Here is a 20,228-nt window from a genome sequence, read left to right as displayed (position 1 = left end):
AGTCGAACAGCAAGCCTCCCTGTGCCTAAAAGACCAGCTGGCAGTGGCAGTGGCTCGTCGCTTGCCGGCCGTCTCGAATAAATGAGATTTTTGTGAAAAAAAGCGCTTCTTTGGTTGCAAAAAAATCAGCTTATCTATATCCTTCGCTCTCATTTTAACCGCAGACTGCTATTTCCCCTTGCGGATACACCCCACTTGTTATTTTCTCTCGGCTTTTATCAGGATCGAACTGCAATTGCATGAATTTGTAGCTGACGGAGCCGTTTCTTTAATCTCTGTTTTGAAAAGAAGGTAAAATGATGAGCAATGTGTTGAATCATGCAGATAGCGATCTGCAGACGTCTCGGATCAATCTGGCGGATATCACGGCCAATCCGGCGCCGCTGGGGCTGATGGGGTTCGGCATGACCACCGTTCTGCTGAATCTCCATAATGCCGGAATCTTCTCCCTCAACTCAATGATTCTGGCCATGGGCATCTGCTACGGCGGCTTGGCCCAGGTGCTGGCCGGTATGATGGAGTGGAAAAAGGGGAACACCTTCGGCACGACCGCATTTACCTCGTACGGGTTTTTCTGGCTGTCTCTGGTGGTGCTGATTGTCCTGCCGAAATTTGGCCTGGTCGAACAGCCTGATCCTTTGGCCATGGTCTTTTATCTGGCCATGTGGGGCATCTTTACTGCGGTCCTGTTTGTCGGCACCCTCAAGCTCGGTCGCGCGCTGCAGTTTGTTTTTGCGTCTTTGACCATCCTCTTTTTCCTGCTGGCGCTGGGCGATCTGCTGGAAAGTGAGACCATCAAGCATATTGCCGGCTATGAAGGGATTATTTGTGGGGGGGCAGCGATTTATGCGGCTCTGGCCCAGGTCATTAACGAGGTCTACGGACGTACGGTCATGCCGGTCTGAGTTTTTTGGCAGTCAGATTGAAAAAAGCGCCTGGATTTTCCCCAGGCGCTTTTTTTTTGCAAGAATTCATGTTGCCCAAAGGGGTTTTTCGCGCTGGGGCGTGGTCATGAACTACAGACTGTCCAACAGGCGATAATACTCTTCCAGGCTCTGAATCGATTTCAGGGTTATTTCAAACAACAACCAGCTGAGCAGCAGAATGGCGATGGTCAAGCCGATTTTCCAGCTCCGGGACAGCCGCGGGCGCAGCCAGATCAGCGGCAAAGCCAGGGGGCCGACACTGGCCAGGGCGATAACGATAAAGGTGGTCTTGAAATACCAGGGCAGCTTTTCCTCTCCGGCTGGGGTGGCGAGAGGAGAGCGTTGCGCCAGGAACTCGCCGCAATGTTTGCATTTAATGGCGGCGTCCTGGATCTCTTCGGCGCAAAAGGGGCATTTTTTCATGGTGATAGCTTTTCCGCAGCAGCGATTCTGCGCAGTTGATTGAACGGCACGCCGGGGCATCTTCGGGGCGGCCGGCGCTGTGTTAGGGGCATGATCATTTGGCTCTCAAGTACTGCTCGGGCCAGACCGCATCGACGGCAAGCTCCCGAGCCGCCCGTAGCGGCCAATAGGGGTCGCGCAGCAGCTCCCGCCCGAGAAAGACCGCATCGGCCTGGGCGGTGGCAACAATCTGCTCGGCCTGGGCCGGCTCGGTGATCAGGCCGACCGCTCCGGTGGCCATGCCAGCCCTGGCTTTGATAGCTGCGGCAAACGGAACCTGAAAGCCCGGTCCGGCCGGAATCTTGGCGGTGGCGACCAGGCCTCCCGAAGAACAGTCGATCAGGTCTATCCCCTGCTGTTTGAGGGCGGCGCAGAATTCCAGGGACTGGTTCAAATCCCAGCCGCCGGCCACCCAATCGCTGGCCGAAAGGCGGACAAACAGGGGGATCTCAGCCGGCAACTCCGCCCGGACTGCGGCCGCGACCCGCAACGGAAAACGCATTCGGTTTTGCAAGGTTCCGCCGAACTCGTCCGTTCTGTGATTGCTCAGCGGGGACAGAAACTGGTGCAGCAGATAGCCGTGGGCGCTGTGCAGCTCGATAACCTGAAACCCGGCCTGCAGCGCGCGCCGGGCGGCGCAGACAAACGCTTCTTCAATGCTGTCGAGATCGGCGTCTGACAGCTCTCTTGGTAGCGCAGAGCCGGGCGCAAAAGGGAGCGGGCTTGGGGCCAGCGGTTGCCAGCCGCGCTGAGCTTCTGAGAGCGGTTTGCCGCCCCGCCAGGGGGCGTCGGTGGAGGCTTTTCTGCCGGCATGAGCCAGCTGGATACCGGCGACGGCACCGTGCCGGCGAATGAAATCCACCACTGGAATGAGCGCTGCCATCTGTTCATCATTCCAGATGCCCAGATCGTCAGGACTGATTCTCCCCTCAGGACTGACGGCGGTCGCTTCCGTCATGACCAGCCCGCAGCCGCCCACGGCACGCGTTCCCAGGTGCACCTGATGCCAGCTGCCGGCCTTGCCGTCCGGAGTTGAGTATTGACACATGGGGGACAGAAAAACCCGGTTGGGAATAGTCAGTCCCCGTATCTTCAACGGGCTAAACAGTTTGCTCATAACCACCCTCTGCAAGATAGAAACGGTTACCAGATCCGCCTCGGCCAGGCTGTCGACGAAACGATTTCAGTGCTAAGGATATCATTTTTCTGAGTGTTTTAGCTTTTGCTGCGGACCTTTCCGCCCAGAACGGTCGCTCCTGGTCTTTTTAACCTGCGCGTGAACCTTGACGACAGTGCTTTTATTCCCTGGGTTCTTCCTCCTCCGGGACCAGCTCAAAGGCCTGGCTGACCTCCGGGGCAACGCTGCAGGGGCGACCGCTGGCTGCGTTGATATAGACCCAGTCGGTTTCCGCCCGGGCGAGGACCGTTCCTTCGTCATTCTGGAACCGGTAACGGCGTAACGACCGGGTCCGTTGCAGATTGCTGACCCAGGTCAGGATCTCGATCTCCTGTCCGGCAAAGGCCGGTTTCAGGTACTCAATGCGGTGGGCGCGAACGACCCAGCTGCTCCCGAGTTGTTCATACAGCGACCTGGTACACCCCTGGGCATCGGAATGACTGGTCGCAACATCCTGCATCCATTGAATGTAAACCACATTATTGACATGGCCGTTGGCGTCGATGGAATCGGCGGGGACTGTGATGCGGTGACGGTAGATTTTCGGCATGCTCGACTCCTTTTAAACTGTTCAGTTTTGGTCGACCTGTGCCCTCATGTACAGGCCCAGGCCGACAACGGTCAGGATCACCCCGACCGTACCACCGGTTGCCGGGAAACTTCCGTTCAGGAAGAGAATCTCTCCCGCCAGTGAAAATAACACTTCTCCCGATTGCAGGGAATCAATAGCGGCGATCTCATAGGAATCACCCGCCAGATTGCGGGCATAGAGAAACAAGCTCGTCGCAACCACTCCGGACAACAGCGCCACCAGAAAGGTGCTGGTCCATTGTCCGGCCGCTGGCGGCGGCGGACTCATCAGCAGGTAAAGCAGGACCCAAAACGGGATTGTCCCCAGGGTCAATAACATGATTCTGGCAAAGGGGTCTTCCAGAACCTGATCTTTGATATGCGGAATCCGTCGGGTGCCCTGACGTTGCGCTTCCCAGAGCATCTGGTTACCGAGAGGGTAGGCGAAGGCCGCAACCAGCACCGGCAGCCCGCCCCAGAGCAGGTCCTGCCAGGCAACGGTCTCTGATTGGCCCAGGTTGACCAGGAGGATGCCGCAAAAGATCAGCAAAGTATAGAGCAGGGCCCTGAGTGGGACCTTTTTGCCAAACAGCAGCAGGACCAGCGGTGAAGCCAGAATGGTCATCTGCCAGGTGGTGGCAACCACCCAGCCCGGGGCAAACCCGGAACTGAAGGCGATCAGGGAATAAAAGATTCCGAAACCGATGCTGCCGGTCAGACACCAGAAAATCCAGTTGCGCTTGAACAGGCCGAAGATTTGCCCGAGCAAATTCATTTTGCCGGAGCACAGATACCAGAGCATGAGCAGCGCCAGCATCCAGACATAACGCAGGCTGGCCGTCCAGAACCAATGGCCGCCGGCCAGGCTGATGGCGCGGTTGAAAATAAAGGTACTGCTGAAGAACAGAGCGGATAGACTGCCGAGAACGACCAGACGGGGCATCCCGGCGTGACGGTGCTGACTCAGGGCAGATAGTCCTTTCTTAGCGGTGCGAATACTTCAATGACCACAGCTTGTTCCACGGCTTCGGCCTGATGCTCAACATCCGCCGGGATACACCAGCTGTCTCCCGGACTGACCTCATAATGATCCGTGCCGATGGTCAGGCGCAATGCGCCGCTGACCAGGTAGCCGGTCTGTTCATGGGGGTGGCTGTGGCGAGTCAGTTGTGCCCCTTGTTCCAAACGAAACTCGCTCATCAGGGTCTTCTCGCCATAGACCAGGGTTTTCATCCGGATTTTGTCGGCCGGTTGCAGATAATCCCGGTCGGATGTTTTGGTAAACATAAGCAGCCCTCTCAAAGTTGCAAGCACCCTGGAATCATAAACGAATCTCTTGCTCTGTCCAGAAGAAACCGGTTTTTGCGGGCGGTTGTCTTCTTTAAGTGGTGGGTGATAGAGGCAATCGTCATTCAGCTGTATGCTCCAACTGCCGTGTTCGGCGGCTCGTATGGCTGGCTCCGTGCCGACCGCTTTCAGTATGCCCAGAGCCAGCCAGATTCTCCGGTTTCTGAATAGTGTCATGGATGGTTACGTGCGCTCCGTCAACACCTACCGGGATTTCGCCGACGACGGTGTTCGGGAAAAACGGCCCGGGACTGAGGGCTGCAGAATGAATCCGCGGGATGCGGCGTCGCGCGGGCTGGCAGCTGGGGATATGGTGCGGCTGTTCATTGACCGTGGTGCCTATCTGGACGTTTTGCAAAGAGGGCTATACAGGAGGCTCTTCTGTATGGGCGAAACCTTGTGAATAAAATTTTGTGTTCCCGTTACAGTTGTAGTAGAGTGGCTTAATGTAAAAAAAATAAGAAAGGCTGGCATTCTTTTTGATAAACAGGAGTCATGATGACCACTGTTATCTGGAATATCTTTGCTCCACCCAACGGCGTCCCCCCGGCGTTACATGATGCATCTGGCCTGAACGGACCGTATGCTGCGTTGTCGCACAATTCTCCGGGCGACTTCACCGCCGACCGGGGGAGATCTCTTCTGCTGATTGAAACGCTTCCCCTCCCAACTGATTGCCGTGATAATGTCTTGCCGGAGGCGTGGCGATGATTGAATCAACGCAAAACAATCCCCTGTTGCGCGCTATTGAGAGCATCGATCCCGCGCTGCTGATGCTGGCTGTTGAGCAGAGCCCTTCGTCGATCCTGATTACCAGCCCGGACCGGGAAATTATCTATGTGAACCAAAAGTATACGGAGAGTATGGGATACTCCCGGAAAGAGGCGTTGGGGCATGTGCCCCAGGTCTTCACTGCGGGCAACGAGCTTATTGATTTCGACGCGATGTGGGCGACCCTGCGGGCTGGGCGTGAATGGCGGGGAGATATTCACTCCAGGCGAAAAAGCGGGGAGCTTTTCTGGGAGAGGGTCGCTATTTCGCCCATTCAGGATCATCTCAATAAAACCACGACCCACTATCTTATCATCAAGGAAGATATCACCCAGCAGAAAGAAATTGCGGAGGAACTTGAACGGTCTGTGGCGGAGTCGACCCAAATGGCCGTGCATCTCGAATATTTGAATGCAGAGTTGAAGAATACGCAGTCACAAATGTTGAAGCGGGAAAAAATGGCCTCCATTGGCCAGTTGGCCGCCGGAGTCGCCCATGAAATCAACAACCCCATCGGCTTTGTCTCCAGTAACCTGCGCAGCCTGGAAAAATATCTTGAAAAATTCACGGATTATCTGCAAACGCTCGAAACCGCGCTGCAGCAGCATTCCAGCCCAGCCTGGCAGGAACTCGAACCGCTCAGAAAACGGGCGAAAATCGATTATCTGATCGAAGACAGCAAGGACCTTGTCGCTGAATCCCTTGACGGTGCCGAGCGGGTCCGGAAAATTGTGCAGAATCTGAAGACCTTTTCCCGGGTTGACCAGACCGGCACCCAGTTGGTCGATCTGAATGAATGCCTGGAAAGCACAGTGTCCATCGTGTGGAACGAAATCAAATATAAATCGCAGCTGGACAAAGACCTTGGTGACTTGCCTCAGCTGGAGTGCAATTCCCAGGAACTGACCCAGGTTTTTACCAATATCCTGGTCAATGCTGCCCAGGCCATTGAGAAAGACGGGCTGATCAAGATCCGCAGCTGGCATGAAGACGATGCCATTATGGTCAGCATCTCCGACAATGGTTGCGGAATCAGGGAAGAAGACCGGCCGAGGATCTTTGAGCCGTTTTTTACCACCAAGCCCGTGGGGCAGGGGACCGGGTTGGGGATGAGCATCAGCTATGAAATTATCAAGAAACATGGCGGAGACATCAGCTTTGAGACGGAACCAGGCCAAGGGACGGTTTTCCATATCCGTTTGCCGATCAGCGGAAGCGATGCTTGAACGCAGGACTTTCTCCGTCCGGGGCGGAGGGGTTTTTTACAGCAGATGGAGGACAGGTACAGGGTATGGCGGGTGAGATAAAAATTCTTTGCGTCGATGATGAAAAGAATGTTCTCAAGGCGTTGCGGCGCTTGTTCATGGAAGAAGATAGCTATGAGATCCTGCTGGCTGAATCAGGTCAGGAAGGGCTTGCCGTACTGGAAGAGGAGGAGGATATCAGGCTGATTATTTCCGATTATCGGATGCCGGAAATGAACGGGGTCGAGTTTTTGCGCCAGGTCAATGAGCGCTGGCCGGAAACGATCCGGATTGTTCTTTCGGGATTTGCCGATACGGCTGCGGTCGTCGAAGCCATCAACCTGGGGCAGATTTATAAATTCCTGCCCAAACCCTGGAATGATGAGGACCTGCTCTCGACTATCGGCTCGGCCCTTGATCATCAGTCGCTCCGCTGGGAAAACAATAAACTCAGTCAGGAACTGAAGATCAGGAACGCAGAATTGAAACAGGTCAATGCCGAACTGCAATCGGTGAACGAACGTTTGGAAGACCTGGTTGAACTGAGAACCGAAGAATTGGAAATTCGTCACCGTGTGCTGCAAATTTCCCAAGCTATTCTGGATGTGTTGCCGGTTGCGGTACTCGGGATCGACCCGGATGACATGATTGTCCATTGCAACCAGGCGGCTTGTGATTTGTTTCCCAGCGCGGAGATGGGCCCCCTCGGTCATGATCGCAGCAGCGTCCTCTCCGCTGAGGTCAATCAGCTGATTGACCAGCTCAGTGACGGATTCTGCCCGAACTCCATTGTGACGATCCGGGAGAGACCTTTTCGTTGCCAGGTCAGAAGGCTGCATGAAACATTGTCGCAAGGGTGCGTCGTTGTACTCAGTGCAGAACATTGATCCTTTAGTCATGGTGTGACCTATGAGTGAAAACCAGACGCCGCAGGCGGATATTAAAATTCTGTTGGTTGACGATGAAGTCAATATCACCAGAGCGTTGCTGCGTCTGTTCAATGACGTCGAACATTATCAGGTGTTGACGGCGAATTCGGGGCAGGACGCCTTGCTGTTGCTGCGCGAAAACCAGGATTGCGGCGTGATTATTTCGGATCAACGCATGCCGGGAATGAGCGGGGTCGAGTTTTTGCGTCAGGCTCGGGACCTCTCCCCTGAAGCGGTGAGGATGCTGTTGACCGGCTACGCGGATATCGAGGCGTCCATCGCGGCCATCAATCGCGGCGGAATTTTTCGCTACCTGACCAAGCCCTGGGATGATGACGCGCTGCTGCAGGCCGTTGCCGAAGCTGCTGCAAACTTTACCCTGATCCAGGAAAACAAGCGCCTTAATGCCCTGGTTCGAAAGCAGAAAGAGGAACTGGAGGAGTGGAATAAGCGACTCAAACAGCGGGTTCTGGACCAGACTTCACAAATCCGGGCTAAAAGCGACGAATTGGCCGAGAGCAATTCCCGGCTGAAGGAAAGTTTTTCCGCAATCATTGAGGCCCTGGCCGGGCTGATCGAATTGCATCACAAGCGGGCGCCGGGACACAGCCGAAACATTTCCGAGTTGCTGAAGGTCATGGCGCGCCGCCTTAAGCTTGATGACCTGCAACAGAAAAAAATTATTTCCGCCGGATTGCTGCATGATATTGGTAAGATCGGCATCAACGACCGGATTCTAGGCAAGTCGGTCGCCGATATGACACCCCAGGAATACAAGGAATATAAAACCCATGTCATTCGGGGGCAGGCGGCCATTGACCGGGTGCCGGAGTTACGGGATATCGGCGAGATGGTCCGTCATCACCATGAACGGTTTGACGGCAAGGGCTTTCCCGACGGTCTCAAAGGGGAGGCCATCCCCCTCGGTTCCAGGATGATCTGCGCGGCCAACCTGTTTGAGCACAAGCTCCTCAAGTATCCCCAGTCCGAAGCCCTTGACGAAGCCCTGGCTGACCTCAAAGGCGAATGGGGGCCGGTTCTTGATCCGGCCTTGCGGACCGCGCTGGAAGAGGGAGCCCGGGAAATCTACGCCAGCCTGAATCTGGTTTCGGAAGTCTCTGAAAAAATGGTCTCACCGAAGGAGCTGAAGCCCGGCATGCAGTTGAAAACCGATCTGTACAGCGGGACCGGGGTGTTGTTGCTCAAGAAAGGCTCGGTGTTTGATGAAAATTCCATCGATGCCACCCGGCGCTGTTTTAAGATCGATCCCTTCGAAAGAGATATCTGCGTGATTATCCGCAAGGAGTCTGCGGACGAGGAGTCAGCCTAGTCCGTGCGCAGGATGGGCCATGCTCAATGTTGTGAGTGAAGCGAAACCAGGCTTTTGAAAGGGGATGCAAAAAAGTCGTTGAAAAAGTCCCTCCGTGGATTTTTTCAAGTACGGGAATTTACACCTTTTGATATGTCAACCTGCCGGGGAGTTCGCGGATGCTGTCGACGCATTGACTTGCGGAGTCAACTGATATGTTTCCTGTAGTACCATCACACCGGCACCTCTGGCTGCATCGCTGTGTTGCCAATGACGCACAACGACATCGACTAAACTGTCGCTGTTAGCGGTCAGATACTGAGGAATCGTTTCTCGCATCGGTTTGATGAGCAGATCTCCGGCGAGTGCGCCCTTGCCGGAGAGAATAATTTTCTCCGGGTTAAAGATCTCAATGAGATTAGCGATGCCGATTCCTAGCCCCTTTCCAGCCTCTCTATAAAGTTCTACCAAGGCAGGCTCTCCGTCCCTGGCTTTTTCCATCACATCTTCAATGGTCAATTCTTCCAGCGCGACAGCCGGAGTCCAGCGCTTTTCCCGGGCGAGTTGCTTCGCTTTTTCCAGAATAGCGTGGTTGCCACAGTAAGTTTCAAAACAGCCCCGTTTGCCGCAGCGGCAAAGCGGGCCGGATGGGTCGATCGTGGTGTGGCCGAACTCACCGGCGCAGCCGGAATGGCCGATATAAGGCTGGCCATTGATAATAATGCCGATCGCCACACCCTGCGCCAGACTGACGACAATGAAATTATCGACATTTTTGCCGGCGCCGAAGCGTTGCTCCGCCAGTGAAATGCAGCGGACGCTGTTTTCGATATAGGTGGGGAGGGCGAGCTTGCGCACGAGAATCTCTTTGAAATTGACGTTACGCCAGCTGTAATTGAGTGCGAACTTGATCATCCTGTCCGGATATGTGACCAGTCCGGGAATGGCCAGGCCGATGCCTGATATCTGGCTTTTGGTCAGTTCCGTTTTCCACATGCAGTGATGGACGGCCTGGACAATCTGTTCCGCCACCCCTTCCGGGGTGGTGTCCTTCTCCTCATGATTCATCATATGCTCGGCGACGATGTGGGCCTGGAGGTTGACGATGACAACCGTGATCCGCTGAACTGAGACAAAAACGCCGATTGTATAGGCCCCCTCCGGGTTGAGTGTGAGGAGGACAGGTTTTCTGCCGCCGATCGATTCCCCGTTCTCTTTTTCCAGCAGGAGGTTTTCCTCGATCAGTTCGCCGGTGATCCCCGAGATGGCCGCAGGGCTCAGGCCCGTCTCCTTGGCAATCGCGGTGCGGGAAATCGGCTGCATATCGCGAATGGTGCAGAGAACCTTGATGCGGTTGATTGAACGCATCTTCGCTTTATCAAGAGAGGGGATTTTATTGATGATGCTCACAGCAGCGACTCCGTTGGTGTTGGCAAGTAAATTGAATGATGATAACTCTAGTGGTGATTACTGACAAAAAACAATACTTTAGTCAAAGAATTAATTCTATGAAAATATTAAAAGATATTGTTTTGTAATTAGTTGTATATCTTCACTCAGTGTATTTTCGGATAGCAGTCCCATTTTTGATGATGGTTGAGATGTGATTATTGGAATGGATTCAGTTTTCGGCGGCCTTCTTCGAGGAATTCTGGGGGGTGGCTGCTTCTCCTGCAGGCAAAAGAAATTGATAAGCCTATGGCTGCGGACTGCGCACCACACCTTGTAACGATTCAGGGCACGGACGGTCGATTCGTCCAGCGTGTTTATGACGAAACTCTTTCGTAGCTTAAAAAGCTGGCTACACGGTATTAAAGGCTTCCTGAAATAGTCTTTATTTTGTTGTTAAAAATAATCGACATATGAAATTCTGAATGCATAACATATTGGATTAATGTAAAAAATTACAATTTATCAGATTGACATTGAAATAAACTGCCGTTATTATCCGCTTAATTCAATCACTGAATAAAGATGGTGTCCAGTCAGAAATGGCGCTAAAATACTGGGAGAACTTGCTGAACCCCAATACCTGGGGTATCGTTTTTCTGTGTTAACCAGGATGTTTTGGCGTGGGGAGCCGACTTTCCGGCGACCTTTGAAAATAACCACATATCAACTAATGGAGGAACACTGCATGAAGAAAACTCTCTTACTGCTGATGGTTATGGCGCTGGCCGTATCAGGCACATTTGCTGGTCAGGCACAGGCCGCTGACAAGACAGTTACGCTTGTCTATGCCGAGGTTAACCCCATGGATTCCATCGTCGGCCAGACCGGCCAGAAGTTCAAAGAGGAAGTTGAGCGCCTGTCCGGCGGCACCGTCCTTCTTGATATCAAGGCCAACGGCGTGCTCGGCGCTGAGCAGGATGTCCTTGACGCCATGCTCGGCGGCGGCGGAACTATCGACATGTCCAGAATTTCGGCCTTTGCCCTGACCAGTTACGGCGGGCAGAAATCCAAACTGCTGTCCATCCCCTACACCTTTACCAGCAGAGATCATTTCTGGAAGTTTGCCGCCAGCGATCTGGCTCCCGAGTTCCTTCTCGAGCCCCATGAAAACGGTACCGGCATTCGCGGTCTGTTCTACGGAGAAGAAGGCTTCAGACATTTCTTCGGGACCAAGCCCCTCAACAAAATGGCCGATCTGGCCGGCATGAAAATCCGCGTCTCCAACGACCCCGTTATGCGTGGCCTGGTCAAAGCACTCGACGCTTCTCCGACCGTTGTTAACTACAACGAACTTTACTCCGCGCTCCAGACCGGTGTGGTTGACGCTGCCGAGCAGCCGATTGCCAACTACAAGTCAAAAGCCTTCAACGAAGTTGCTCCCTACATGATCCTCGACGGCCATACCCTGGGCGCAATTCAGGTTATCATCACCGACGAAGCATGGAACAAGCTGTCTGCAAACCAGCAGAACGCTCTGGTTGAAGCCGGCAAGCTTGCTTCCGCCTTCAACAGAGAGCTGTCTGAAGGTGCCGAGCAGAAGGTACTGAAAGAACTGGCCGCCGCAGGGGCAACCGTTGTTCCTGTTGCCGACAAAGGCCCCTGGCAGAAAGCCTGCGCCGGAGTCATCAAAGAAGCCAGTGCCCAAAACGCTGCCCTGTACCAGAAGATTCTTGATATGCAGTAGGACTCCCTGTTCCATCCCCCTGTCCGGCTGAATTCTCATCAATCCGCTGGCCAGGGGGATCCTGTCCTTGACATTATCCGGCACCGAAGTTCCAGCTTTCGAGTGCCTCATTGTTATGAACGACGGAGTTTCAATGAAGGCGGTGTTTAATACTGTCGATAAAATTAAACCGTTTTTTGACTATGTCGACAAACTGGTCCTTTTTATCTGCAAAATCCTTCTGATCACAGATATTGTCATTACAGCCATGGCCGTTACCGGACGATACGTTTCCTTTGTTCCGGACCCTGCCTGGAGCGAAGAGGTGGTCCTCTCCTGCATGGCCTACATGGCGGTCCTCTCTGCCGCACTGGCAATCAGGCGTAATTCCCATATCCGCATGACTGCTTTTGACCGCTATCTTCCCCCCAAGGTCCTTGTTGCCCTTGATCTGCTTGCCGATATCGCCATATTGGCGCTGGGATTCGTCATGATCGTTGTTGGCTGGAGCTACGCTCAAAGACTGGGTTCCAGAGGGTTTTATGTCAGCATGCCCAGTCTCTCCAGGTTCTGGATGTACTTCCCGGTGCCGCTGGCCGGGGTTGCCATGGTCATTTTTGAATTGGAAATGATCTATAACCGGATCAAAAAACTGGTTCTCGGGGAGGAAGCTTAAGGCATGATTGAAAGTAGTATGGCGATTTTTGTCCTGCTGGGAAGTTTTTTTGTTTTTATCCTGATCCGCTTCCCTATTGCCTACGCGGTCGCACTGTCGTCCATTCTTTGCCTGCTGTATCAGGGCCTGCCTCTGACGACAGTCGCGCAGCAGATGGTGAAAGGAATCAGCTCCTTCAGCCTGATGGCCGTGCCTTTTTTCATCACCATGGGCTACCTGATGGGGTCAGGCGGTATTTCCGAAAAGCTGATCGCGTTGGCCAATGCCTGTGTCGGCTGGATGCGCGGCGGCATGGCCATGGTGAACATCGTGTCTTCCTATTTCTTCGGCGGCATTTCAGGCTCTGCAGCCGCTGACACGGCATCCCTGGGCAGCATCATGATTCCGATGATGGTCGAGCAGGGCTATGACGATGACTTCGCGACCGCCGTAACCGTGACCAGTTCCTGCGAGGGTCTGCTCGTTCCCCCCAGCCACAACATGGTTATCTACGCGACGACCGCTGGCGGGGTTTCCATCGGCAGTCTCTTTCTGGCTGGCTATCTGCCCGCCGCTATTCTTGCGGGAACCCTGATGGTCGGTTCCTACATCATTTCGATCAAGCGCAACTATCCCAAAGGAGACAAGTTCAATCTTTTGAACTTGTTTAAGCAGATCGCTCATTCCTTCTGGGCTCTTGCCGCCGTGCTTATTGTTGTTGTCGGTGTTGTCGGCGGTGTCTTCACAGCGACGGAATCCGCCGCGATTGCCGTCTTCTACAGTTTGATCGTCAGTGTGTTTATTTATCGGGGGATGACCTGGAAGGGGGTCTGGAAGGTTCTGGATCAATGCGTGAACACCTTGTCGATCGTCCTGATTCTGATTTCCACGTCCAGCATTTTCGGTTTTCTGCTGACCCGCCTGAACGTTCCGAGCCTGGCGGCAAAGGCCATTCTCGGTCTGACAGACAACACGATTATTTTAGCTCTATTGCTGAACCTGATTCTGCTGGTTCTGGGCGTCATCATGGACATGGCGCCGATCATCCTGATTGCGACCCCCATCCTGCTGCCCATTGCCACAAGCATCGGGATTTCACCCATTCAGTTCGGCATCATGATGATTTTGAACTGCGGCATAGGGCTCTTGACGCCCCCTGTCGGGTCGGTTCTCTTTATCGGATCGGCCGTCGGAGAGGTCTCGATCGAAAGACTGGTGAAAGCAATCTTACCCTTTTACCTGCTGATGATCATCACTCTGCTGTTACTGACGTTTATCCCTGCGATCAGCCTGTATCTGCCGTCAGTGTTCATGTGATCATCCCAGGGCCATGGAATTCAAGTTTCGCTACAGAGTTAAGCCGGTCAGTCTCTGGATCCTGACGCTGGTCAATATCTACAGATCCATGATGGCTGTGATCAATATCATTTTCACCATCTCCATGGCCGGTTTGATTTACCGCTTTTGGCCAGATGCCGGCGTTGTCTACAGAATCCTGATGCTGGCCGGACTCTGCCTGTTCCCTGTGCTGCAACCGCTGGTGATTTACCTGCGCAGCCGCAAGATTGTCGGCCAGATGCCGGACGATCTGCAGATGACTTTTCAGCAGACCGGCTTTGAAATTGCCAACGCCAGCAAAAGTTCGCGGGTCGATTACACGGAAATCAAAGCCGTAATCAGCCTGTTCAAAATGCTGATTATCTATACGCAGTCGAAGCAGAGTTTCATTCTGGACAAGCAGCTCTTGGCAGGCCGGGGCAAAAGCCTGTCCGCCTTTTTGTCGGAAAAAATCACCAGCAGAACCTGAGAAAATTGATTCAGCCATCCTGGCTGAGTTCACTGAAGCAAATGATTGAACAAAGACCCATCTCATAGAAACGGAGCACAAACCCATGACGCAGCCTCACTCTGAAATCAACCTGCACCCTGATCGTCTGCTACCTGCTGACCCTGGCGTGCGCTCCGTCGCGCGCAGTCTTTATAACGAAGTGAAAGATCTGCCGATCATCAGCCCCCACGGCCACACCGATCCGCGCTGGTATGCCGACGACATCAACTTTCCCGACCCGGCCCAGCTGTTTCTGATTCCGGACCACTACGTTTTTCGCATGCTCCACAGCCAGGGCGTTAAGCTGGAGAGCTTTGGCATACCCAGAGTCGACGGCGGCCAGACTGAAAACGACCCACGCAAGATCTGGCGCATCTTTGCCGAGAACTATCACCTGTTTCGCGGTACGCCGTCGCGGATGTGGTTTGAAACCGTCCAGAGTAATCTGTTCGGCATCAATGAGCGGCTGTGTCCGGACAATGCCGACCGCCTTTACGACCAACTTGATGCCCTGCTGAAAACACCTGAGTTCAAGGTGCGCGCTCTCTACGACCGCTTCAACATTGAGGCCATTTCAACAACCGATTCGCCGCTGGATGATCTGGCCGCCCATCAGTCTTTACGGCAGAGCGGCTGGCACGGTAAAATCGTCCCCTGTTTTCGTCCTGATCCGGTGGTCGATCCCGAGCACCCAAGCTTTGTCAAAAATGTCGAACGCCTGGGCGAAATAACCAGCGAAGACAGTCAGACCTGGAGTGGCTACCTGAACGCCCTGGCCCAGCGCCGCGCCTTCTTTGTCGGACTGGGAGCCACCGCAACAGACCACGGCCACCCCACAGCAGCCACCCGCGATTTTGATCGCAGCAGCTGCGAGAAGCTGTTCAACAAGATCCTGAAGGGCAATTTCAGTCCGGCTGAAGCGGAAGATTTTCGCGGCCAGATGCTGACCGAGATGGTGCGCATGAGCTTGGACGATGGCCTGGTGGTGCAGATTCACCCGGGCGCTTCGCGCAATCACAACCGACAGGTTTTGGCAAAGTTCGGACTCGACAAGGGGGCCGACATCCCTTTGCCGACCGAGTACGTTAAAGCGCTCAAGCCGCTGCTCGACCGCTTCGGCAATGAAACCAATTTAAGCGTGATCCTGTTCACTCTTGACAGCACCACCCTGGCGCGCGAGCTGGCGCCCCTGGCCGGGCACTATCCGCTGCTGAAGCTGGGGCCAGCCTGGTGGTTCTTCGACAGCCCGGAAGGGATGCGCTTCTATCGCCGCTCGGTCACCGAAACAGCCGGCTTCTACAACACCGTCGGCTTCAACGACGACACCCGCGCCTTTTTAACCATTCCGGCCCGTCACGATATGGCCCGGCGCATCGACTGCGGCTATCTGGCCGAGTTGGTCTGCGAACATCAACTGGATGAAACTGAAGCGCTGACTCTGGCCCATGAACTGGCTTACAAACTGGCAAAAGCGGCCTACCGTTTATAGACAATTCCCGTTCCGGTCAGAGCTGGAGTGGACACCCCGGTTCTACCCTGCACAATGCCGCAGTTGCTGTGTCCGGCCGTCCCAACGCCCGCAAAAACAACCAGACCCTGGGGGGGTAGGGTGGCGGGATGACCGAATGCCTGGTGGTTGATCATGATCATCAGCAATCTTTAGACAACCAACAACGCCGGGGACACAGCCATCCCCGGCGTTGTTTGCTGAAGCTGTCGTCACGAAACGTTCGTTTGCTCTTCCGCGCGGTTATTTTTGAAACAGCTTCAGGTATTCTCCGTAGCCTTCCTTCTTCAGATCGGCCAGCGGAATAAACCGCAGTGCTGCAGAATTCATGCAGTAGCGTAACCCGGTCGGGGGCGGCCCGTCCTCGAAAACATGGCCAAGGTGCGAATCGGCGTGCTTGCTGCGCACTTCGGTCCGGGTTGTGAAGAAGCCGCGGTCTTCTTTGGTAACGATATTGTCCGGTTCAAGCGGTCTGGTGAAGCTCGGCCAACCGGTTCCGGATTTATATTTGTCGAGGGAACTGAACAGCGGTTCTCCGGAAACGATATCGACATAAATCCCCGCTTGTTTATTATCCCAATATTGATTATTAAATGCTGGTTCGGTGCCTTCTTCCTGGGTGACCCGGTATTGCAGCGGAGTGAGCTGCCGGCGCAATTGCTCCTTGCTGGGGATCTGATAGGTTCTGTCCATTGGCATTGTGTCGGTCATGCCCGGCTGCTCTTGCATTTGCTCTGCCGGCATGTTCATGCTGTCATTGTTTGACATTTCCATATGATCATTCGCCATAGATTGCCCCATATTGTCGGCCATCCCTTTGTTCTGCTCCTGAGCACAACCTGCCATGAGCAAGCTCAAGATCAAAATGGTTAGTTTAAGTCTATACATAAAAACCTCCATCCTTTGTTAACATTCGGTTTGTCCGCCGTCGGGTTCGACCCCATGTTCGAAGGATACCTTTTTATTGTAACGCAGGGATCAAGCGACCTTAAAGATCGGGTAAAGATTCAGCGAGGTTCGGCTCTGCTCATGAATGTTATCCATGAATAGCTTGCGACGGCCTCTTGCCGTCGCTGAATGATTAGCATAGACTTCAGCTGTTTTGGCGGAGCCCCGGCGGCAATCTGGCCGAGCCCTGCCGATTGCCTCAGTCGTGATCCGCAGCTGCCGGGAATCCTCGATTTTGCCCAAAGGAGTGCAAACATTGAGTTGTTCGTTTCCTTATCGTTTTTTCGCTCAGCTCTGCCTGGGGTTTGTGCTCCTGATGGTTTGCTCTTCTTTCGGCCAGGCCGCTGAAGGACTGCATCGGCATCAGCCGGGCTCAAAAATTATTGTTGGCGGGGATCGTTATTATCCACCCTATGAATATCTTGACGAAGGCGGCCGTCCGACCGGATTCAATGTCGAACTGACCCGTGCCATCGCCGAGGTGATGGGAGTCGAAGTCGAGTTTCGATTGGGACCCTGGGGGGAGATCCGGCGGGATTTTGATGCCGGTCAGATCGATGTGCTGCAGGGGATTGTCTTCACCAGGTCGCGGAGTCAGAAATATGCTTTTTCTCCGCCCCATAACATCCTGCATGAGTCGGTTTTCGCGCGGCGCGGTAAGACTGAGCGTGGCGTGTATTCCATCAGTTCCCTGGACCAACTCAGCGGAAAAGAATTGATCGTACAGAAGAGCGGCTTTATGTACGATTATCTGCTCGAACATAAACTGGACGCAAAATTCTTTTTTGTCGATACCCATGCCGCCGCACTGCGCCTGCTGGCCTCCGGGGAGCATGACTATGCCTTGGTCGGCAATCTGCCGGGGCTGTATCTGGGCAAGGAGCTGGGCCTTTCCAATATCGAACCGGTGGGAAAAGTGACCGCCGGCGAACGCTACGGCTATGCGGTCGTCAAAGGGAATGAAGACCTGTTGGCGATTTTCAGCGAAGGGCTGGCCATTCTCAAGAATACCGGTAAGCACCAGCAGCTTTACGATAAATGGCTCGGTCCGTTGGAGCCGCGCGGCATTCCCTGGAAAAAAATAGCGCCGATTTTGGGCGGAGCCCTGGGCATATTGGGGGTGATCCTGTTCAGCATCATGGTTTGGAACCGGATGCTCAAACGGGAGGTTGCCCGTCGCGCCAGGGAACTGCAGCAGCATCAGCAGCAATTGATCCAGGCCGACAAGATGGCTTCGTTGGGGATCCTGGTTTCCGGGGTGGCCCATGAAATCAACAATCCCAACAGCCTGGCCCTGCTGAATATGCCGATCGTGATCGCGGCCCATGAAGACAGCCGCGATATCCTGGACGAGTATTATCGACACAACGATGATTTCAACATGGCCGGCATCAATTATTCGCGCATGCGGGATGAATTGCCGCAGATGCTGACGGAGATGTTTGACGGCGCGAAAAGGATCAAACGGATCGTCGACGATCTGAAGGATTTTGTCCGCCCGGAAGGGCCGATCTGCATCCAGACCTTGGATATCAATGCCCTGGTCAAGACCGCGGTCAGACTGGTGGAGAATTCAATCCATAAAGCGACTCAGAACTTCAGTCAAAGTTATGCCACCGAACTGCCCCTGGTCAACGGGAACTCCCAGCGGATCGAGCAGGTGGTGGTGAACCTGCTGCTGAACGCCTGTCAGGCGCTGCAGGACCCGGATCAGGCCATCTCCATCTCCACCCGGCATGACCGGGACGCCGGCATGGTCCTGATCGAGGTGCGAGATGAAGGCTGCGGTATCGAGCCGGATCAGCTGGCTCATGTGACTGACCCGTTCTTTACCACCAAACGGGAGACCGGCGGCACCGGCCTGGGGCTGTCGGTCTCTGCGACGATTGTTGAACAGCATGGCGGCTCCCTCGATTTTGCATCGGTGCCGGGGGAGGGAACCTGCGTGTTGCTCGGCCTGGCTGTTGCCCACCAAGGAGAGATCTGATGGAAAAGACCCTCGCCCCGTCCTTCAGCGTACTGCTGGTCGATGATGAACCTTCGTTTTTGCGCAGCATGAGCCTGACCCTGGAGCGGACCGGGCGGATCAACAACCTGCTGCGCTGCGAGGACAGTCGGCAGGTCATGGAGATCCTCGCGACCCGGGATGTCGGGTTGGTGCTGCTCGATTTGACGATGCCTTACCTGTCCGGAGAGAAGCTGCTGCCGCTGATTGTCGAAGAGCATCCGGAGGTGGTGGTGATTATCGTCAGCGGACTCAATCAGGTCGAAACCGCGGTGGCCTGCCTGAAACAGGGCGCTTTCGATTATTTTGTCAAAACCGTGGAAACGGACCGCCTGGTCAGCGGCGTGGAAAGAGCCATCCGCATGCTTGAACTGCAACGAGAGAACCAGCAGATTCGCGAGCAGTTTCTGCAGGACCGGCTGGAAAACCCGGAGGCGTTCAGCGCCATTGTGACCCGTAACAAGGGGATGCGCTCGGTCTTTCAATATCTCGAAGCGGTGTCGCGCAGCAATCTGCCCATCCTGATCACCGGCGAAAGCGGGGTTGGCAAGGAGCTGTTCGCACGGGCCGCCCATCAGCTCAGTCGCCGGCAAGGGCCGCTGGTGTCCGTCAATGTGGCTGGGCTGGACGACAATGTCTTTGCCGATACCCTGTTCGGTCACGCCCGGGGCGCCTTTACCGGTGCCGCCGAAGTTCGCAAAGGGATGATCGAACAGGCTGCCGAAGGGACCCTGTTCCTGGATGAAATCGGTGACCTGAGTATCGCCTCGCAGATCAAACTGCTGCGGTTGCTGCAGGAAGGTGAATATTTTCCCCTGGGCAGCGACCGGCCGAAACGGCTGCGGGCGCGAATTGTGATTGCCACCCATCAGGACCTTGCCGCCAAGCATGCCGCCGGCGAGTTCCGTAAAGACCTCTTCTATCGGTTGCGTACCCATCACATCCATATCCCGCCGCTCCGCGAGCGCAAGGAGGATATTCCGCTGCTGTTTCGCCATTTTCTGGAAGAGGCCGCTGCCGAGTTCGAGAAAAAAATCCCGACCGTTCCCAATGAACTGCCGGTGCTCCTCGCCAACTATGCCTTCCCCGGCAACATTCGCGAGCTGAAAGCCATGGTTTACGATGCCATGAGCGTCCACAAAGAGATGATGCTCTCCATGCGGGTATTCAAACGGGCCATGGATATCGGGCTGGATGATGAGTCCCTGTGTCAGCAGGAGAGCCCCTTCGCCGCGGTCACTCAGTTACCGCAGCTCCACGAAGTTGCCGATCTGCTGGTGGCGGAGGCCATGAAACGGGCCGCCGGCAACCAGTCCATCGCTTGTCGACTGCTCGGGATTTCTCAGCCGGCGCTGAGCAAGCGCCTGAAAAAACTCGCTGGGCAGGAATGACTTCGCATGCGGGCAGGCCCTTATAACCTGCCGGGCTCCTATAA

At 54.6% G+C, this 20,228-nt stretch carries 19 protein-coding genes and 1 pseudogene; 12 read left to right on the top strand and 8 right to left on the bottom strand.

The genetic code is table 11. The annotated features are described in order from the left end of the window. Positions 1-299 precede the first annotated feature (299 nt). Positions 300-905: an acetate uptake transporter gene (locus N909_RS0101925; protein ID WP_051689466.1), complete on the top strand. Its 606-nt coding sequence runs from the start codon at positions 300-302 to the stop codon at positions 903-905. Positions 906-1,016: 111 nt separating this feature from the next. On the opposite strand, the gene N909_RS0101920 is transcribed toward N909_RS0101925, so the two are convergent. The 5 genes from N909_RS0101920 to N909_RS0101900 all read right to left on the bottom strand — a co-directional run bounded on the left by N909_RS0101920 (position 1,017) and on the right by N909_RS0101900 (position 4,422). Then, a complete protein-coding gene (locus tag N909_RS0101920; RefSeq protein ID WP_029910556.1) occupies positions 1,017-1,349 on the bottom strand; it encodes a zinc ribbon domain-containing protein in 333 nt (110 codons plus the stop codon). A gap of 94 nt (positions 1,350-1,443) precedes the next feature. Then, positions 1,444-2,505, bottom strand: coding sequence for an NADH:flavin oxidoreductase/NADH oxidase (locus N909_RS0101915; protein WP_029910551.1), 1,062 nt, complete (start codon positions 2,503-2,505; stop codon positions 1,444-1,446). A gap of 181 nt (positions 2,506-2,686) precedes the next feature. After that, complete coding sequence (locus N909_RS0101910) at positions 2,687-3,115, bottom strand: acyl-CoA thioesterase (protein ID WP_029910548.1); 429 nt, start codon at positions 3,113-3,115, stop codon at positions 2,687-2,689. Positions 3,116-3,136: 21 nt separating this feature from the next. Then, a complete protein-coding gene (locus tag N909_RS0101905) occupies positions 3,137-4,078 on the bottom strand; it encodes a DMT family transporter (protein WP_029910546.1) in 942 nt (313 codons plus the stop codon). A gap of 20 nt (positions 4,079-4,098) precedes the next feature. Next, positions 4,099-4,422, bottom strand: a complete 324-nt coding sequence (locus tag N909_RS0101900; protein WP_029910543.1) for a cupin domain-containing protein — start codon at positions 4,420-4,422, stop codon at positions 4,099-4,101. 247 nt (positions 4,423-4,669) lie between these two features. Between N909_RS0101900 and N909_RS0101895 the strand changes: the two genes are divergently transcribed. The 4 genes from N909_RS0101895 (at position 4,670) to nosR (ending at position 8,756) form a co-directional block, all read left to right on the top strand. After that, positions 4,670-4,885, top strand: a complete 216-nt coding sequence (locus N909_RS0101895) for a molybdopterin dinucleotide binding domain-containing protein (RefSeq protein ID WP_342672676.1) — start codon at positions 4,670-4,672, stop codon at positions 4,883-4,885. 304 nt (positions 4,886-5,189) lie between these two features. Beyond that, the gene (locus N909_RS23530) at positions 5,190-6,479 is read left to right on the top strand and encodes a sensor histidine kinase (RefSeq protein WP_051689448.1); all 1,290 of its coding nucleotides are present in this window, start codon (positions 5,190-5,192) and stop codon (positions 6,477-6,479) included. Positions 6,480-6,544: 65 nt separating this feature from the next. Continuing rightward, entirely contained in the window at positions 6,545-7,384 is an 840-nt protein-coding gene (locus N909_RS0101880) for a response regulator (protein ID WP_029910535.1), read from the top strand. A 22-nt stretch (positions 7,385-7,406) separates the two neighbouring features. After that, on the top strand, positions 7,407-8,756 hold the full coding sequence (gene nosR / locus N909_RS0101875) for a response regulator c-di-GMP phosphodiesterase, NosR family (RefSeq protein WP_029910533.1): 1,350 nt from the start codon (positions 7,407-7,409) through the stop codon (positions 8,754-8,756). A gap of 135 nt (positions 8,757-8,891) precedes the next feature. Here nosR and N909_RS0101870 read toward each other — a convergent pair whose 3' ends face one another. Continuing rightward, complete coding sequence (locus N909_RS0101870; RefSeq protein ID WP_029910529.1) at positions 8,892-10,145, bottom strand: ROK family protein; 1,254 nt, start codon at positions 10,143-10,145, stop codon at positions 8,892-8,894. A gap of 757 nt (positions 10,146-10,902) precedes the next feature. On the opposite strand from N909_RS0101870, the gene N909_RS0101865 reads away from it, so the two are divergent. From N909_RS0101865 to uxaC, 5 genes are all read left to right on the top strand, one after another. Further along, on the top strand, positions 10,903-11,871 hold the full coding sequence (locus N909_RS0101865) for a TRAP transporter substrate-binding protein (protein WP_425415846.1): 969 nt from the start codon (positions 10,903-10,905) through the stop codon (positions 11,869-11,871). A gap of 133 nt (positions 11,872-12,004) precedes the next feature. Continuing rightward, a complete protein-coding gene (locus tag N909_RS0101860) occupies positions 12,005-12,526 on the top strand; it encodes a TRAP transporter small permease (protein WP_029910524.1) in 522 nt (173 codons plus the stop codon). A gap of 3 nt (positions 12,527-12,529) precedes the next feature. Continuing rightward, positions 12,530-13,822, top strand: coding sequence for a TRAP transporter large permease (locus tag N909_RS0101855; RefSeq protein WP_029910521.1), 1,293 nt, complete (start codon positions 12,530-12,532; stop codon positions 13,820-13,822). 13 nt (positions 13,823-13,835) lie between these two features. Beyond that, entirely contained in the window at positions 13,836-14,312 is a 477-nt protein-coding gene (locus tag N909_RS0101850; protein WP_029910518.1) for a YcxB family protein, read from the top strand. Between the two features lie 85 nt (positions 14,313-14,397). Beyond that, on the top strand, positions 14,398-15,822 hold the full coding sequence (gene uxaC, locus N909_RS0101845) for a glucuronate isomerase (RefSeq protein ID WP_029910515.1): 1,425 nt from the start codon (positions 14,398-14,400) through the stop codon (positions 15,820-15,822). Here uxaC and N909_RS25510 read toward each other — a convergent pair. Both N909_RS25510 and msrB read right to left on the bottom strand, forming a co-directional pair. Beyond that, positions 15,810-15,983, bottom strand: coding sequence for a hypothetical protein (locus tag N909_RS25510; protein WP_155005838.1), 174 nt, complete (start codon positions 15,981-15,983; stop codon positions 15,810-15,812). The genes uxaC and N909_RS25510 overlap by 13 nt on opposite strands. Positions 15,984-16,083: 100 nt before the next feature. Beyond that, a pseudogene (gene msrB, locus N909_RS23525) lies at positions 16,084-16,503 on the bottom strand (peptide-methionine (R)-S-oxide reductase MsrB); the annotation flags it as partial. A gap of 532 nt (positions 16,504-17,035) precedes the next feature. Here msrB and N909_RS0101825 point away from each other — a divergent pair. After that, positions 17,036-18,775 (top strand): transporter substrate-binding domain-containing protein, encoded by a 1,740-nt coding sequence (locus N909_RS0101825; protein WP_425415845.1) that lies wholly within the window; start codon positions 17,036-17,038, stop codon positions 18,773-18,775. Beyond that, positions 18,775-20,184: a sigma-54-dependent transcriptional regulator gene (locus tag N909_RS0101820; protein WP_029910496.1), complete on the top strand. Its 1,410-nt coding sequence runs from the start codon at positions 18,775-18,777 to the stop codon at positions 20,182-20,184. The genes N909_RS0101825 and N909_RS0101820 overlap by 1 nt, the downstream gene beginning before the upstream one ends. Positions 20,185-20,228: the final 44 nt, after the last annotated feature.

Origin of the sequence: Pelobacter seleniigenes DSM 18267, assembly GCF_000711225.1 — a bacterium.
Taxonomy (GTDB): domain Bacteria; phylum Desulfobacterota; class Desulfuromonadia; order Desulfuromonadales; family Geopsychrobacteraceae; genus Seleniibacterium; species Seleniibacterium seleniigenes.
This window is presented reverse-complemented; position numbering and strand designations above follow the sequence as displayed.

Coding starts and splice junctions, on each gene's coding strand:
- N909_RS0101925 (WP_051689466.1), top strand. CDS start 300: ATGAGCAATGTGTTGAATCATGCAGATAGCGATCTGCAGACGTCTCGG.
- N909_RS0101920 (WP_029910556.1), bottom strand. CDS start 1,349: ATGAAAAAATGCCCCTTTTGCGCCGAAGAGATCCAGGACGCCGCCATT.
- N909_RS0101915 (WP_029910551.1), bottom strand. CDS start 2,505: ATGAGCAAACTGTTTAGCCCGTTGAAGATACGGGGACTGACTATTCCC.
- N909_RS0101910 (WP_029910548.1), bottom strand. CDS start 3,115: ATGCCGAAAATCTACCGTCACCGCATCACAGTCCCCGCCGATTCCATC.
- N909_RS0101905 (WP_029910546.1), bottom strand. CDS start 4,078: ATGCCCCGTCTGGTCGTTCTCGGCAGTCTATCCGCTCTGTTCTTCAGC.
- N909_RS0101900 (WP_029910543.1), bottom strand. CDS start 4,422: ATGTTTACCAAAACATCCGACCGGGATTATCTGCAACCGGCCGACAAA.
- N909_RS23530 (WP_051689448.1), top strand. CDS start 5,190: ATGATTGAATCAACGCAAAACAATCCCCTGTTGCGCGCTATTGAGAGC.
- N909_RS0101880 (WP_029910535.1), top strand. CDS start 6,545: ATGGCGGGTGAGATAAAAATTCTTTGCGTCGATGATGAAAAGAATGTT.
- nosR (WP_029910533.1), top strand. CDS start 7,407: ATGAGTGAAAACCAGACGCCGCAGGCGGATATTAAAATTCTGTTGGTT.
- N909_RS0101865 (WP_425415846.1), top strand. CDS start 10,903: ATGGCGCTGGCCGTATCAGGCACATTTGCTGGTCAGGCACAGGCCGCT.
- N909_RS0101860 (WP_029910524.1), top strand. CDS start 12,005: ATGAAGGCGGTGTTTAATACTGTCGATAAAATTAAACCGTTTTTTGAC.
- N909_RS0101855 (WP_029910521.1), top strand. CDS start 12,530: ATGATTGAAAGTAGTATGGCGATTTTTGTCCTGCTGGGAAGTTTTTTT.
- N909_RS0101850 (WP_029910518.1), top strand. CDS start 13,836: ATGGAATTCAAGTTTCGCTACAGAGTTAAGCCGGTCAGTCTCTGGATC.
- uxaC (WP_029910515.1), top strand. CDS start 14,398: ATGACGCAGCCTCACTCTGAAATCAACCTGCACCCTGATCGTCTGCTA.
- N909_RS25510 (WP_155005838.1), bottom strand. CDS start 15,983: ATGATCATGATCAACCACCAGGCATTCGGTCATCCCGCCACCCTACCC.
- N909_RS0101820 (WP_029910496.1), top strand. CDS start 18,775: ATGGAAAAGACCCTCGCCCCGTCCTTCAGCGTACTGCTGGTCGATGAT.